Source organism: Saccharomonospora marina XMU15 (assembly GCF_000244955.1).
GTDB lineage: Bacteria > Actinomycetota > Actinomycetes > Mycobacteriales > Pseudonocardiaceae > Saccharomonospora_A > Saccharomonospora_A marina.
On the sequence record NZ_CM001439.1, the window covers coordinates 2,595,153 to 2,608,630 of the forward strand.

The window sequence follows — 13,478 nt, forward strand, 5'->3', positions numbered from 1 at the left end:
GTGCCTGTCGATCTCGCCGCTGTGACCGCCATAGCCGTGCACACCCACGTGCATCCGTCCGTTCGCGGCCACGTTCGCTGCGGTGAGGACGAAGCCATCCGCCCGGCTGTGGGTGAGTACTTCGGCGAGGGCATGCCGAACCTCGCGCTGCCCGAACCCGCCCGCCATGACCGCAAGCGCAACATGGCAGTCCTCGTGAAGGAGAATGCCGCCGGTTCCTTCCGCGGCGACAAGCAGTCCTTTTCGGACGCCGCCGGAGAGGGAGCGCGGGCGTGAAGGAAAGTTTCGCGACCGTACTGGAGGCCGTTGCCCGCGCCAGGCCGCAGGCCATCGCGGTCTCCCACGCCGGGCGTGAGGTGAGCTGGCGCGAGTTGGAAGACCAGGCCGCCAGGCTGGCACACCACCTGCAGGACGTGGGCATCGGCCACGGCTGCCGCGTGGCCGTGGCCCAGTACAACGGGGCCGAGTACCTCGCGACCCTGTGGGCCGCCCTCAAAGTCCGGGCCGTGCCGGTCAACGTCAACTTTCGTTACAAGGCCGACGAAATCACCGCCCTGTTCGACGACGCGCACGTCGAGGCCGCCGTGTACGACGGGGCCTTGGCAGGCACCGTCGAGCCCGCGGCGGCGGCCGCGACGACACCGCTGCGCACCGCGGTCGTGCTGCACACCGAGGCCCCTGGCCACGGTCGGGTCGGCTACGACGAGGTGCAGCGAACCTGTGCGCCGCTTGCGGCGACCCAGCGGGGCGACGACGACTGGCTCATGTACACCGGCGGGACCACCGGGCGACCGCGCGGCGTCCTCGTCCGCCATTCCTGGCTCTACGATGTCATCTGCGCCAACAGCTTCCTGCTCATGGGACTGCGGGCGCCCGCCACCCTGGCCGAGTTGGAGACCTACCTCGCCTCCGTTGCGAGCGACACCTACCCGATCGTGACGATCCCGGCTCCGCCGCTGATGCACGCGACCGGGAGCTACACCAGTCTCGGCGCACTGGTGGCAGGCGGCCGGGTGGCCTACCTGGCCGGCCGCTCCTACGACGCCGACGAACTGCTGCGGCTGATCGAGCAGCAACGCGCCGACACAGTCTCGATCGTGGGCGACGTTTTCGCCCGGCCGATGGCCGATGCTCTCGACAGGGCTCACGAGGCAGGCAGGCCCTACGACCTGTCCAGCCTGCGGCGTGTGCTCTCGGTCGGCGTGACGTGGAGTGCCGAGTGCAAGCGGCGGCTGCTGCGGCACGGCGATTTCCTCTGCCGCGACATCGTCGCCGCATCGGAGGGCGGGCCGTTCGCGGTATCGCAGACCCGGCGCGGCGATCACGTCACCACCGCCCGTTTCTCGCTCGTTCCGGGTGCCCGGATCGTCGACGAGACCGGTCGTGACGTCGTCCCCGGTTCGGGCCAGGTGGGCATGCTCGCGGCACCCACCGACGAGTACATCCACTACCAGGGCGACGAGGAGAAGACAGCCAAGACCTTCCGGGTGTTCGACGGCCGCCGCTGGGCCGTCCCCGGTGACCTCGCCTCGATCGACGAGGACGGCACGGTGACCTTCCACGGCAGGGGAAGCCAGGTCATCAACACCGGCGGTGAAAAGGTCTTCGCCGAAGAGGTCGAGAACGTCGTCGTGCGTCACCCGGCCGTCCGCGACGCCATGGTCGTCGGGGTTCCCGACGCGCGATGGGGGCATCGTGTCGCCGCCGTCGTCTCCCTGCGCGAGGGCGAGTCGCTGACCCTCGATCAACTCAAGGAGCATGTGGGCCGGGAACTGGCGAACTACAAGCGCCCGACCGTGCTGGTCGTCACCGACGAGGTGAAACGCAGCCCGTCCGGCAAGGCCGACACCCGATGGGCCCGCGCGGTCGCCACCGAGAAATCGCAGCGCCATTCCAGCGCCAGTCCAGTGCCAGTCCAGCCCACACGATGAGGAGCCGAGCATGAGTGAACCCACCGTCGCCATCGGAGTCGAGGGGGTCAAGGCCCTCGTCGGCAAGCCCTTGGGCTACTCGGCGTGGCACGAGGTGACCCAGGAACAGGTCAACCTCTTCGCCGACGCGACCGGGGACCACCAGTGGATCCACGTCGACCCCGCGCGCGCCAAGGACGGTCCTTTCGGGACGACCATCGCCCACGGGTTCCTGACACTGTCGTTGATCCCGATGATGCTGCCGCAGATCCTGAGCTTCGAGGGCTTCTCCATGGGTGTGAACTACGGGCTCGACCGGGCACGGTTCCCGGCTCCCGTGCCGGTAGGGAGCAAGGTGCGCGCCACCGCCGTGGTCGACGAGGCGACGGAGATCGACGGCGGGGTGCAGACCAAGCTCACGGTCACCTTCGAAATCGAGGGAGGCGCAAAGCCCGTATGTGTCGCGCAGAGTCTGGTCCGCCAGTATGTCTGACCAGGTCAGCGGCCCGCCGGTGACGACAGTGCCGGGCCACGGATTGCCGATGCCCGGCGCATCGGCAAGCAGCCCGGCGGCGGGCGAATGACGCGCGGCGAAACCGCGGATCAGCCGCGGCGTACGTCAAATGTCGTACGGGGGATACGACCGCTGACCGTGCCCGCATCGGCGGGGTCGTGCTTGGCTGAGCACGCGACGCCGACCGCGACGAGGAACCTCGGTGGCCGGGCGGTCGCAACCATGCCGACGGTGCGCGAACCGTTCGGTGCGCCCACGGCACCTGGCGGTCATCCGTTCATCGGGCCGAGCGACTCGAACACGTTCTCGTTTCCATCCCTTCTACAAGGACGTGAAGGAGAGCCGGTGGCACACGCGACAACCGACACCTCACAGTGCCTTTCGGTCCGCGGACTGGCAGTGCGCTACGGAAAGAACGTGCAGGCCCTGCACGACGTCAGTCTCTCGGTCCCACCAGGCACGGTGGTCGCGCTCATGGGCGTCAACGGTGCAGGCAAGACCACGCTGGCACGCAGTGTGACGGGGATGCTTTCGTTCCACGGTGGAGTCATCAGCGCGGGCGAGATCCTCTGGGAGGGACGATCCATCGCCGGGCGCGGCCCGCGCGACATCGTGCGCGGCGGGATCAGCCAGACCCTCGAGGGGCGTCGCGTCTTCGCCGAGCTGACCGTCGCCGAGAACCTCACCGTGGGCGGCATCACGCAGCGCAACGACGCCGAGCTGCGGCGGCGGACCGAGCAGATCCTGGAGATGTTCCCCGTGCTGGCGGAGCGCAGTGACCAGCACGCGGGGTACCTGTCCGGGGGTGAGCAGCAGATGCTCGCCATCGGACGTGCCCTCATGCAGTCGCCGAGGCTGATCGTGCTGGACGAGCCGTCGCTCGGCCTGGCACCCAAGGTGGTTTCCCAGGTTCGCGACACCATCGCGGCGATCCGGGAGGCGGGCACGAGCGTGCTGCTCATCGAGCAGAACGCGACGATGGCGCTGGGTGTCTCCGACTACGGCTACGTGCTGTCGCACGGTCGGGTCACCAAGTCGGGGCCCAGCCAGGAACTGCTCGAGGATCCGGAGATTCAGGCGTTCTATCTCGGACTCGACGAGGACTCGCAGGACTTGGCGCCGAGCGGAGGCCAGGCATGACCGAACAACCGCTGTTGCTCGAGGTGCGCGAAGTCGGCCTCTCCTTCGGTGGAGTCCATGCCATCCGCGACGTGAGCTTCGAGGTTCGCCAGGGGGAGTTCTTCGCGATCATCGGACCGAACGGCGCGGGCAAGACCTCGATGCTCAACGTGCTCAACGGGGTCTACCAGCCCAGCCACGGCGAGGTCTTGTTCGCGGGGAAGTCGCTGATCGGTCGCAGGCCGCCGACGATCGCGTCGCTGGGCATCGCGCGCACCTTCCAAAACCTCGCCCTGTTCGACGAGATGACGGTTCTGGACAACGTCGTCCTGGGACGACACCACACGATGCGTGCGGGCATCCTCAGCGGTGGGTTGTGGTTCGGCCGTGCCCGGCGCGAGGAGCGTCAGGCACGGGCCGCCTGTGAGCCGCTCCTGGAGATCATGGGCCTCGGCGAGTTGCGCGACCACGAGGTCCGCGATCTGCCGTACGGCGTCAAGAAGCGGATCGAACTGGCGCGGGCGCTTGCCATGGAACCCCGGCTGCTCCTGCTCGACGAACCGGTGGCGGGGCTCAACAGCGGCGAGAGCCGCGAACTCGCCGAGTGGGTACTGCAGGCCAAGGAGCGGCTGGGCCTCACCGTCGTGATGATCGAGCACGACATGGCCCTGGTCCGGCGCTACGCCGACCGGGTGCTGGTGCTCGATTTCGGGGAGGTCATCTGCTGCGAGTCACCCGAGGCGGCCATCTCCGACCCCAGGGTGATCCGCGCCTACCTGGGTGGCAGCGACGAGGACATCGTGCGCAAGGCCGTGAGCAGTGGGGCCGTTGCCGCTTCGCAGCAGGGAAAGGAGGCGCGGTCGTGACCGAGCAACTTCAGGTCCTCGTCGGGGGAATCACGCTGGGTTGCCTCTACGGGCTGCTCGCGCTCGGTTTCGTCGTCGTCGCCCGATCGACCGGGGTGCTCAACCTGACACAGGGCGCCTTCGTCGTCATGGGCGCCTACTTCACCTACGCCGCCAGCCGCACGCTGAATCTGCCGTTCCCGGTCGCGGTGTTGCTCGCCGTGCTCGCCACGGCGGGTATCGCGGTGCTGCTCGAGGCGTTGATCGTCCACCGGATCGCGAACTCGAACCTGTTCACGCCGATCCTGGTCACGTTCGGACTGTTGATCCTCATCCCGCCCATCTTCTACGGCGTCTGGGGCACCAAGCCCTTGGCCATCGCCGATCCGTGGGGCCTGGCTCACGTCCGGTTGGGGCCGGTGGCGGTGACTCACCGCGACATCGCGGTCGTGGTGGTCACGGCGGTGCTGCTGGTGGCGCTCGCGCTCTTCCTGCGGCGCACCCGCCTGGGGCTGGCCATGCAGGCTACGGCCGTCGATCCGGAGGCGGCGCTGGCCCAGGGCATCAGCGACCGGCTGGTGCACCGGTTGTCGTGGGCGCTCGCGGGTTCGTTCGGCGCCGTGGCCGGGATGTTCCTCGCCACCGCGGCAGGCGGTGGCGCACGGCCGGGCCTGGAGTTGTACGCCCTGCTGGCACTTCCGGTGATCATCCTGGGCGGCATCGAGTCCCCGCTGGGCGCCGTGGTGGGCGGTCTCGTCATGGGCATCGTCCAGCAGTTCGCCGTTGCCACGGTCCCCGAGAGCTTCGGCAAGGGCTTCTCCGAGGTGATCCCGTACATCGTCATGATCACCATTCTGCTGGTTCGCCCCCAGGGGCTTTTCGGGACACGGAAGGTGAGGAGAGCGTGATGACCTCGCAGCAGGCAGTATCCGCCGAGCCCGTCGAGGTGCCCGAAAAGGCCCGTGAGGCGGCCAACCCGCGGCTGGTCGGTTCCCGCTCGGCCCGGTGGGGCCTCGTGGCGCTGCTGGTGCTGATCGTCGCGTTCCCGATGAACTTCGGGGACACCTACTGGCTGGGCGTGCTCAACGCGACCGGTACCGCCGCCATCGCCGCGGTGGGCCTCAACGTGCTGACCGGGTACGCCGGGCAGATCTCGCTCGGCCACGCGTTCTTCGTCAGCGTCGGGGCGTTCACCACCCAGTACGTGGGGGGAACCATGGGCCTTCCCATGGTGGTCTGGCTCCCCGCGGCCGCGCTCGCAGGCGGGATCTGCGGTGCGCTCGTGGCGCCGTTCGCGTTGCGACTCAAGGGCCCCTACCTGGCGATCGTGTCACTGGGACTGGTGTTCCTCGGGATCTTCCTCGGTCGCAACCTGCCGTCGATCACGGGCGGGAACGAGGGAACCGTCGTCTCGGCGCGTGCGACCCTCGGTCCGATCGACTTCGAGCAGTTGCAGCTCGGCTCGATCTACTTCCTGCGTGAGCAGAGCCTGTTCATCCTCATCTGGGGCTGCCTGGCGCTGGTGCTGCTGTTCACCGCCAACGTGATGCGCACCCGAGGGGGACGCGCGATGCAGGCGGTGCGTGACCACGACATGGCGGCCGAGGTGCTGGGCGTGAGGATGATGCGCACGCAGGCGAACGCCTTCATCCTCTCGACCGCCATCGCGGGGCTGGCCGGTGGCCTGCTCGCCGTCAACCTGCAGTACATCCGCCCGGACAACTTCGATGTCAACCTGTCCGTTCAGTACCTGGCGATCATCGTCATCGGCGGCCTCGGATCGACCTTCGGCCCGGTGCTGGGTGCGATCTTCGTCAGTATGGTCCCGGTCCTGGTCGACAACTTCTCCGACAAGCTGCCGTTCATGGGGACGCCTGGCAGCGATGGACTGTCCACAACGGATCTCAACCTGATCCTGTACGGCAGCCTCATCGTCGCCTTCCTGCTGCTGGAGTCCAAGGGCCTGGTGGCGCTCCTCGGCCGTGCGCGCCGGGCCCTCCAGGCTCGCCGATCCGTCGCAAACCCAGCGTAACAGCGCTGTTACCATCCGAAAGGGACACACAATGAAGCGACGTCTTCTAACCAGCGGCGCCGCGGCCTTAGCGTTGGCCACGGCACTCACCGGCTGCGCCGCGCAGAGTACCGACAGCTCCTCGGGAGGCGGAGCCGATGGGTTGGCCGCCGTGCCAGGGTTCGACCCCGACCAGGGCACCATCAAGGTCGGCAACATCCTCGCTTTGAGCGGGCCTATCGCCGCGGGTGCCAAGGAGCAACTGGTCGGGCAGAACGCGTGGTTCGACAAGGTGAACTCGCAAGGCGGTGTCGCGGGCAAGTACAAGATCGAGCTCGTCACCGCCGACAACCAGTACAACGCCCAGTTGGCGGTGCAGGCCTACGAGAAGATCCGTGGCGACATCGTCATGTTGTCCGGCGTCCTCGGCACCCCGTCGGTGAAGGCGCTCGTGCCGCTGATGATGCGCAACGACGGCAACGCCGTGCCGAGCAACCAGGACGCGAACATCAAGGACGAGCCGAGCCTCGTGCCGATCTTCGGCTCGTACCAGACCAACGTCGTCAACGCCATCTCCTACCTCAACAGCTCCGGCCGTGCGAAGGCCGACTCCGCGAAGTACTGCGCCCTGGTCATGGAGAACGACTGGGGTGACGCCGTCGTCGAGGGCATGGAATACGTCACCGGCAAGCTCGGTAGCAAGGTCACCGAGGTGCAGCGGTTCAACCCGACCGACACCCAGTTCACCGCCCAGATGCAGGCCCTGAAGAGTGCCCAGTGCTCGGTGGTGACCTTCGGTGGCGCTGAGGGCAACACACCCTCGATGGTGGCGGCGGCCAGCCAGCTGAACTTCGCTCCCACCTGGGTGTCGGAGTTCATCGCTCACAACATCGGCTTCGCCGACATGCCTGAGGTGGCCAAGTACCTGGAGTCGAACTTCGTGTTCACCGGCCCCGGTAACGACCTGGAAGACACCTCGGTCGAGGGCATCAAGAACTTGAAGGAAGCCATCGGGGACAAGCCGGTCACTCTGCAGTACGTCTACGGCTACATGCAGGCGGTCACCACGACGACGGTTCTGGAGAAGGCCATCGAGATGGGTGACCTGAGCGGCAAGGGCATCCGTGAGGCGATCGCCAGTATCGACACGTTGACGTTCCAAGGGCTCAACGGTGAGGTGAAGCTCGGCGAGACCCGGATCCTGCCTCGCACCACCACCCTGTACCAGTTCAAGCCCACCGCCGAGAACAAGTACGGCCTGAAGGCGGCGGAGGTGCAGTACGAGGCGCCGGAGGGCTTGCCCGACAAGTTCTGAGTTCTCGCTCGTTCGCCGGCCGCCGGGTAACCCGGTGGCCGGCGAACGCTGATGTCTCGATCGAATCGCGAAGCGGCACCCGGATCACAGCGCCGCAACAAGGCAAGTGTTGCGGCTGTCGAATGACGAGCAGGCCACAGGAGGGCAGCTGCAATGGGAACGGAAAGTCTCGAGGCCGCGATCAAGCGTGCGGAATCCCCGGTGGAGCTACTGCGTCACTCGACCGTTCGCCCGCACACGTTCCCGGTCAAGCCGGAGTTCACGAACTGGCGCTCGGAGCAGCGGGCGTGGCGCGCCTCGTGCGCGTTGCTGGACCAGTCGCACCACATGACGGATCTCTACCTCAGCGGTCCGGACGCGCTGCGGCTGCTGTCCGACTTCGGGGTCAACACGTTCGCGAACTTCACTCCCGGCAAGGCCAAGCAGTACGTCGCCGTCAACGGCGACGGGTACATGATCGGCGACGCCATCCTGTTCCACCTCGAGGACGGGCGGTTCGACCTGGTCGGTCACCCGACCGTGCCGAACTGGTTGCAGTACAACGCCGAGGCCGGTGGCTACGACGTCACCATCGAGCGGGACGAGAACTCCGCCGACCGGCCGTCCGGCCCTCCGACGGTCTACCGCTTCGAACTGCAGGGTCCGACGGCGAAGCCCCTCGTCGAGAAGCTCACCGGCCGCCCGCTGCCCGCCGTGAAGTTCTTCCACATGACCGAGTTCACCATCGCGGGTCATCGGGTGCGGGCGCTGCGGCACGGCATGGCGGGCAGGCCCGGCTTCGAACTGTTCGGTCCGTGGCACGAGGGTGATGACGTACTCGCCGCGCTCCTGGAGGCGGGTGAGGAATTCGGCCTCGTGCGGGCGGGAGCCAAGGCCTATTCCACGGCCAACCTGGAATCGGGCTGGGTCCCGACGGTGGTGCCTGCCATCTTCGGTCCCGAGCTGACGGCGTACCGCCAGTGGCTGGGCGCCGATGCGCTCGGATCACTGGGCGGCAGCATGAACTCGCCGCAGATCAGTGACTACTACGTCACGCCGTACGACCTCGGCTACGGACACACGGTCAAGTTCGATCACGACTTCCTTGGCCGGGCGGCCCTGGAACGGGTGGCCGCCGGTTCCCACCGCACCAAGGTCACATTGGTGTGGCACCCCGATGACGTCGCCGCTGTGTTCCGGTCTCTGGCCGAGTCGGGGGTCCCGGCGAAGTACATCGAGTTGCCGAAGTCCCGTTACGCGTTCTTCCACGTGGACACGGTGCTGCGGGGCGGGCAAGCGGTCGGCCTGTCGCTCGACGTCGGCTACATCGCCAACGAGCAGGCGTTCGTGTCGCTGGCGACGGTCGATGCCGAGGTCGCCGAGCCGGGCACCGAAGTCACGGTGCTGTGGGGCGAGGAGCCCAACTCCACCAAACCCGCCGTCGAACGGCACCGGCAGGTCGAGATCAGGGCCACGGTGGCTCCCGCACCGTATGTCCAGGAGGTCCGCCAGTCCTACCGCACGTCCTGACAGCCGTGGGTCGACGTGCGAACCGCTGGACGGTTCGCGGGAAACTCGACGACGGCCGCCACAACTTGTCACCAGCACGGTCGGCGGTGCGGTCGTCTCCCCACCCGCGAGATCACCTCCGGGTGGGGCGGTAACCGATGCTCCAACCTCCAGGGTCGGGGCGAAGCGTACGTGGGCGGGGCCGACCGGCTCCGCGCGCGGCGTTCAGCTCCCGGCCGTGGCGGGGACGGGAGTCGCCGCCACCGGTTCGGCTGCCTGCTGCCTACCTGATCTGAACGCGGCGGCCGCCGCCGCGGTGGCGACGAGCGTGGTGAGCCCGGCGACGAGCAGCGCCTGTGGCGGCCCGAACCGCTCAGCCAGCCAGCCCAGCAGCGGCGCGCCGACGGCTCCGGCGGCCGCGGCGACGGTGCCCTGGACGGCGAGGACCCGGCCGCGCATCCCCTCGTCGGAGTCAAGTTGCAGCCGCGTGCTCTTCGCGGTGTCGATGAGCACGGCTCCCGCGGCGATCGGCAGGATCATGGCCGCGAAGCCCACCAGGTTGGGCAGGAAGCCGCTGATGGCCTGCAGCACGCTGGTGAAGGCGGCGGCACCGAGCAGCAGCGGGATCGTGAGCTCCCGGAAACGAGCGGTCACGACGCCGCCGACCACGGTGCCGACGGCGAACACCGACGAAAGCACACCGTAGCCCGCCGCGCCGGCTCCCAGCGGTCCTTCCGCCATGGCCGCCATCGTCACCTGGTAGTTGCGGCCGAGGCTGGACAGCACGAACCCCAGCGCGAACAGCAGCAACAACGCCCGCTGCCCGCGCACGTAGGTCAGTCCTGCCCTGACACCCGCGAGTTCGGGGTCGCTCACCGCGATCGGGTAGAACTCACCGGCGCGCATCACGAGGACGGTCACGATGACGGCGACGAAGGTGGCCGCGTTGACCAGGAACAGCAGCGGTTCGCTGGCGACCGCGACGAGCACCCCTGCCAGGCTCATGCCGAGCACCCTGCCGATCGAGTTGACGATCGAGTTCCACGCCAGCGCGTTGCCGAGGTCGTTTCTGGGCACCACCTGGCTGGCGAAGCGGCCCAGCGCGGGCCCACCGAAGGTGCCGACCAGCCCGGACAGTGCCGTGAGGGCGTAGATGGCGCCCACCGGCAGGCCCTTCCACACCACCAGCGCCAGCAGCAGCGCCAGCACCAGGTGCGTGCTCTCCGCGATCAGCACGATCCGCCGGGGCGGGAACCGGTCGGCCAGTGCGCCTGCCCAGGGCCCGATCAGCAGCGCGGGCAGGGTGCTGAGCAGCACCGAGATGCCCAGTGAGGTGGCGGAGCCCGTCATGGCCAGCACCACCCAGTTCAGCCCGAGCACCTGCATCCAGGTACCGGTCACCGAGACCAGGTCGGCGCTCGCCCACAGTCTGTAGTTGTGGTTGCCTAGTGCGCGAAACACGGGCGGCAGTTGTCGCCGCAAAGCTGCTTCCTCCAGCCGGGGCAGGGCACACCGACGCGGCGGTGACCCGGAAGAACAGACATCAGCACCGGTCGTCGATGGCCGGGCGTCAACACGCTAACCGGTGCCAGACCGCGGTTTCGCAGTTCTAAACCTGTGGCGATGCCAACATCGCCGCGCCGTAACGCGCGGGATTACTCGGCCGGCGCTCAGCGGGAGCCGGCCTCATGCTGGTCGAGAAAGTACTGGACACACAGGGTGGTCGACTGACACATGACTAACACGGCCGTCACGGCGAGTTTCGCGCGCGGTGAGGCGAAAATCTCAAGCCACCCGGACCTCGGGGCCGACCCGGCGGCGCGCCCCCACATTCGCGAGCGGTCGCGAAGGCGCTACATCCTCGATGCCTGGTCGCACCCCCGGCCGGTCACTGCTCGCGGGCTGCCCTGCCCGCCGCCTCGCCGCCGCTTTGGACGTCGGACAGCGCCTGCTCCGGCACCGGGGGAACTGCCCGACGGATCCGGTCGGCTCCGGCGTAGCCGGCAAGCGCGGCCACGGCCGAAAGCGCGATCCCGGTGACGGTCGCCGCAAGCCAGGACGGCAGCACCCTGCTCAACGCGAGGCTGAGTCCGTGGACGAAGGCGGCACCGGCGTACAGGGCGAGCACGCACGCGAAAGCGACGAGCGCTCCGCCGAGTCCCGCCTGCGTGGCCTTGGTACGCAGTTCCCGCAGCGCGTCGTGCAGTTCGTCGCGCACGAGCGCACCGACCTGCTCGGAAACCTCACTGACCCGGTCGCCGCCCTGCCTGTCCGCCATCGGGATCTCCTCGTCGTCTCGCGGGAGCTGCGTTCCCGCCATCGATACCCGCGCACCCGAACCCGCAAACGGCCGGTGCGGCACGCGCTGCGGCACCAACAGGCGGTTCGGCCGAACAGTCACTCGCCCAAATAGCGGCCCTGCTCACCCCGGGTGGGCAGGCGAAGATCGCCGACCCAGGGTGCTCGAGGTGCTCCGGCATCGGGTCCCCTGTGGCGAGCGCCCGGTGCATCTGCACGAACTGCTGTGCGGCTCGAACCACGACCGCGATCGAAACGCCGAGCCCCACCCAACGCGGCGCAGGGCCCGCGGTCGGTGCGCACCAGGAACGCCGCGAGGATGCGTGCCACGAATGCTGCTTCGAGCGCTTCGCGACGCCCGATCGAGGTGTTCGAGAACAGCAGGAAACCTCCCTGCCGAGCCGGTTCGGCACCGGGCAGTTCTCGGGTGAGGTTCACCTGAATGTCCAGTGGCGTGGGTAACCGACTTCGAGCGGGCCCCGAGCAACCGGACCGAGTCGAAGGCCGGCCAAGCCTTACCGCGGGTCGAGACCAGGTGCAGCGAGGTGGTACCTGATCACCGGTTTGGCGACACGTGTCACGGCTCCTTCAGTCCGGTGAGCCTGCACAGCGCGGAGAACCCGGCCGCGGTACCCGGCCAGTGCCGCCGCAGCGCCAGCGAGCCCGCCTTTCGCGCGGTGGAGCGCAGCACCACGGTGACAACGATCGCGTCGTCGGCGTGGCCGAGCACCGGGATGAAATCGGGCACCAGGTCGATCGGCAACGCCAGGTATGCCAGCAGCAGCCACAGCCGCAACCGCACACCCAGTGGCAGCTCACGGTCGGTCGCGAGCCTGCGCACCAGCCGCAGCAGGTCGGGCAGCAGCCGCATGGCCTCGTTCAGCGACCGCCCGCGCGGGTTCGCCAGCACCAGCACCAGCACCAGCGCCAGCCACACCACCACGAGGGCCGCGGCCGAGACGACCAGCGGCCCCCACCACGAGTCCGTCATCGCCGCCGCCGCGGGCGCACCACCGGGGGCGGCGAACTGGACGAACCGACGCCGGACACCTGGGCAGCATAGCCGCGCAGGTCGGCGATCACCGGGGCGCGGAACGCGGCCACGGCAGCGAAGGGCAGCGGTGCGCGTGTCACGCACACCACCGCGTCACGGTTGCGTCACGCGCGGCGAGACAAGGCATGGCCACGGGTAGGGTTTCGCCGCACCGAGTTCAACGAGAAAAGGGAACACCGCGATGAGTCAAGGCCCGACGAGACCTGCGGTGCTGGGCGCCAGAGACGCGGAGTCGTTGGTCGCCGACGCGCGGCGCGCGCTGTGGGTCATGGTCACCTTCGTCGCGGTGCTGTGGATCGTGCAGGTGGTCAACTGGGCCAACGACTACCGGCTCAGCCTGGAGTACGGCATCCTCGCGCGGGACGTCGACTCGCTGCCCACCATCCTCAGCTCACCGTTCCTGCACTTCAGCTGGGGGCACATCGAGGGCAACTCGGGTCCGCTGTTCGTGTTCGGTTTTCTCGCCGCGCTGCGGGGTGTGCGGAAGTTCCTCGGCGTGACCGCGCTGATCGTCCTCGTCAGCGGTTTCGGTGCGTGGCTGACCCACCCGCCCGACACCGTGGGGGCGGGCGCGAGCGGTGTGGTGCTCGGCTATTTCGGCTACGTCCTCGTGCGCGGCCTGTTCGACAGGCGTGGCGTGGACATCGTCATCGGGCTGGTCATGGCACTGTGTTTCGCCTACCAGTTCTCGGTGCTGGTGCCGGGCGAGGCAGGCATCAGCTGGCAGGCACACCTGTTCGGCTTCCTCGGCGGTGTGCTGGGCGGCTGGGTTTTCCGTGACCGTCGAGACAAGGCCGCGACCAGCGAGGTGGCCACGGCCCCGCCCGCCGACACCGAACCGGCCACGCAGGTGAGTCCGACCGTCCACAAAGCTGACGACGCGCTCGGCTAGAACGCCGCGCATCCGGCCGAAACCCGGATGCG

Annotated in this window: 14 protein-coding genes; 10 read left to right on the forward strand and 4 right to left on the reverse strand. The window is 68.4% G+C overall.

Annotation, left to right across the window (positions count from 1 at the left end):
- The 9 genes from SACMADRAFT_RS12280 to SACMADRAFT_RS12320 all read left to right on the forward strand — a co-directional run bounded on the left by SACMADRAFT_RS12280 (window position 1) and on the right by SACMADRAFT_RS12320 (window position 9,223).
- Window positions 1-276 (forward strand): hypothetical protein, encoded by a 276-nt coding sequence (locus SACMADRAFT_RS12280; RefSeq protein WP_009154141.1) that lies wholly within the window; start codon window positions 1-3, stop codon window positions 274-276.
- The gene (locus SACMADRAFT_RS12285; RefSeq protein WP_009154142.1) at window positions 273-1,931 is read left to right on the forward strand and encodes an AMP-binding protein; all 1,659 of its coding nucleotides are present in this window, start codon (window positions 273-275) and stop codon (window positions 1,929-1,931) included. Before SACMADRAFT_RS12280 ends, SACMADRAFT_RS12285 begins: the two co-directional genes overlap by 4 nt.
- A gap of 10 nt (window positions 1,932-1,941) precedes the next feature.
- Complete coding sequence (locus SACMADRAFT_RS12290) at window positions 1,942-2,403, forward strand: MaoC family dehydratase (protein ID WP_009154143.1); 462 nt, start codon at window positions 1,942-1,944, stop codon at window positions 2,401-2,403.
- Between the two features lie 366 nt (window positions 2,404-2,769).
- The gene (locus SACMADRAFT_RS12295) at window positions 2,770-3,564 is read left to right on the forward strand and encodes an ABC transporter ATP-binding protein (protein ID WP_009154144.1); all 795 of its coding nucleotides are present in this window, start codon (window positions 2,770-2,772) and stop codon (window positions 3,562-3,564) included.
- Window positions 3,561-4,409 carry an ABC transporter ATP-binding protein gene (locus SACMADRAFT_RS12300; RefSeq protein WP_009154145.1) on the forward strand — a complete coding sequence of 283 codons (849 nt, stop codon included), beginning with the start codon at window positions 3,561-3,563 and terminating at the stop codon, window positions 4,407-4,409. Before SACMADRAFT_RS12295 ends, SACMADRAFT_RS12300 begins: the two co-directional genes overlap by 4 nt.
- Entirely contained in the window at window positions 4,406-5,296 is an 891-nt protein-coding gene (locus SACMADRAFT_RS12305) for a branched-chain amino acid ABC transporter permease (RefSeq protein ID WP_009154146.1), read from the forward strand. Before SACMADRAFT_RS12300 ends, SACMADRAFT_RS12305 begins: the two co-directional genes overlap by 4 nt.
- On the forward strand, window positions 5,296-6,420 hold the full coding sequence (locus tag SACMADRAFT_RS12310; RefSeq protein ID WP_009154147.1) for a branched-chain amino acid ABC transporter permease: 1,125 nt from the start codon (window positions 5,296-5,298) through the stop codon (window positions 6,418-6,420). Before SACMADRAFT_RS12305 ends, SACMADRAFT_RS12310 begins: the two co-directional genes overlap by 1 nt.
- A gap of 31 nt (window positions 6,421-6,451) precedes the next feature.
- Window positions 6,452-7,714, forward strand: a complete 1,263-nt coding sequence (locus SACMADRAFT_RS12315) for an ABC transporter substrate-binding protein (RefSeq protein ID WP_009154148.1) — start codon at window positions 6,452-6,454, stop codon at window positions 7,712-7,714.
- A 153-nt stretch (window positions 7,715-7,867) separates the two neighbouring features.
- Window positions 7,868-9,223 (forward strand): aminomethyltransferase family protein, encoded by a 1,356-nt coding sequence (locus tag SACMADRAFT_RS12320; RefSeq protein ID WP_009154149.1) that lies wholly within the window; start codon window positions 7,868-7,870, stop codon window positions 9,221-9,223.
- A gap of 204 nt (window positions 9,224-9,427) precedes the next feature.
- Here SACMADRAFT_RS12320 and SACMADRAFT_RS12325 read toward each other — a convergent pair whose 3' ends face one another.
- The 4 genes from SACMADRAFT_RS12325 to SACMADRAFT_RS29920 form a co-directional block, all read right to left on the reverse strand.
- The gene (locus tag SACMADRAFT_RS12325; protein ID WP_009154150.1) at window positions 9,428-10,684 is read right to left on the reverse strand and encodes an MFS transporter; all 1,257 of its coding nucleotides are present in this window, start codon (window positions 10,682-10,684) and stop codon (window positions 9,428-9,430) included.
- A gap of 406 nt (window positions 10,685-11,090) precedes the next feature.
- The gene (locus tag SACMADRAFT_RS12330) at window positions 11,091-11,522 is read right to left on the reverse strand and encodes a phage holin family protein (protein ID WP_009154151.1); all 432 of its coding nucleotides are present in this window, start codon (window positions 11,520-11,522) and stop codon (window positions 11,091-11,093) included.
- Between the two features lie 555 nt (window positions 11,523-12,077).
- Window positions 12,078-12,491 carry a YkvA family protein gene (locus SACMADRAFT_RS12340; protein ID WP_009154152.1) on the reverse strand — a complete coding sequence of 138 codons (414 nt, stop codon included), beginning with the start codon at window positions 12,489-12,491 and terminating at the stop codon, window positions 12,078-12,080.
- Complete coding sequence (locus SACMADRAFT_RS29920) at window positions 12,488-12,634, reverse strand: hypothetical protein (RefSeq protein WP_157617239.1); 147 nt, start codon at window positions 12,632-12,634, stop codon at window positions 12,488-12,490. Before SACMADRAFT_RS29920 ends, SACMADRAFT_RS12340 begins: the two co-directional genes overlap by 4 nt.
- 101 nt (window positions 12,635-12,735) lie before the next feature.
- Between SACMADRAFT_RS29920 and SACMADRAFT_RS12345 the strand changes: the two genes are divergently transcribed.
- The gene (locus SACMADRAFT_RS12345; protein WP_009154153.1) at window positions 12,736-13,446 is read left to right on the forward strand and encodes a rhomboid family intramembrane serine protease; all 711 of its coding nucleotides are present in this window, start codon (window positions 12,736-12,738) and stop codon (window positions 13,444-13,446) included.
- The last annotated feature ends 32 nt before the right edge of the window (window positions 13,447-13,478 follow it).

Excerpts from the sequence above, each read along its gene's own strand:
- SACMADRAFT_RS12290 (WP_009154143.1), top strand. The coding sequence starts at position 1,942 with ATGAGTGAACCCACCGTCGCCATCGGAGTCGAGGGGGTCAAGGCCCTC.
- SACMADRAFT_RS12300 (WP_009154145.1), top strand. The coding sequence starts at position 3,561 with ATGACCGAACAACCGCTGTTGCTCGAGGTGCGCGAAGTCGGCCTCTCC.
- SACMADRAFT_RS12310 (WP_009154147.1), top strand. The coding sequence starts at position 5,296 with ATGACCTCGCAGCAGGCAGTATCCGCCGAGCCCGTCGAGGTGCCCGAA.
- SACMADRAFT_RS12315 (WP_009154148.1), top strand. The coding sequence starts at position 6,452 with ATGAAGCGACGTCTTCTAACCAGCGGCGCCGCGGCCTTAGCGTTGGCC.
- SACMADRAFT_RS12320 (WP_009154149.1), top strand. The coding sequence starts at position 7,868 with ATGGGAACGGAAAGTCTCGAGGCCGCGATCAAGCGTGCGGAATCCCCG.
- SACMADRAFT_RS12330 (WP_009154151.1), bottom strand. The coding sequence starts at position 11,522 with ATGGCGGGAACGCAGCTCCCGCGAGACGACGAGGAGATCCCGATGGCG.
- SACMADRAFT_RS12340 (WP_009154152.1), bottom strand. The coding sequence starts at position 12,491 with ATGACGGACTCGTGGTGGGGGCCGCTGGTCGTCTCGGCCGCGGCCCTC.
- SACMADRAFT_RS12345 (WP_009154153.1), top strand. The coding sequence starts at position 12,736 with ATGAGTCAAGGCCCGACGAGACCTGCGGTGCTGGGCGCCAGAGACGCG.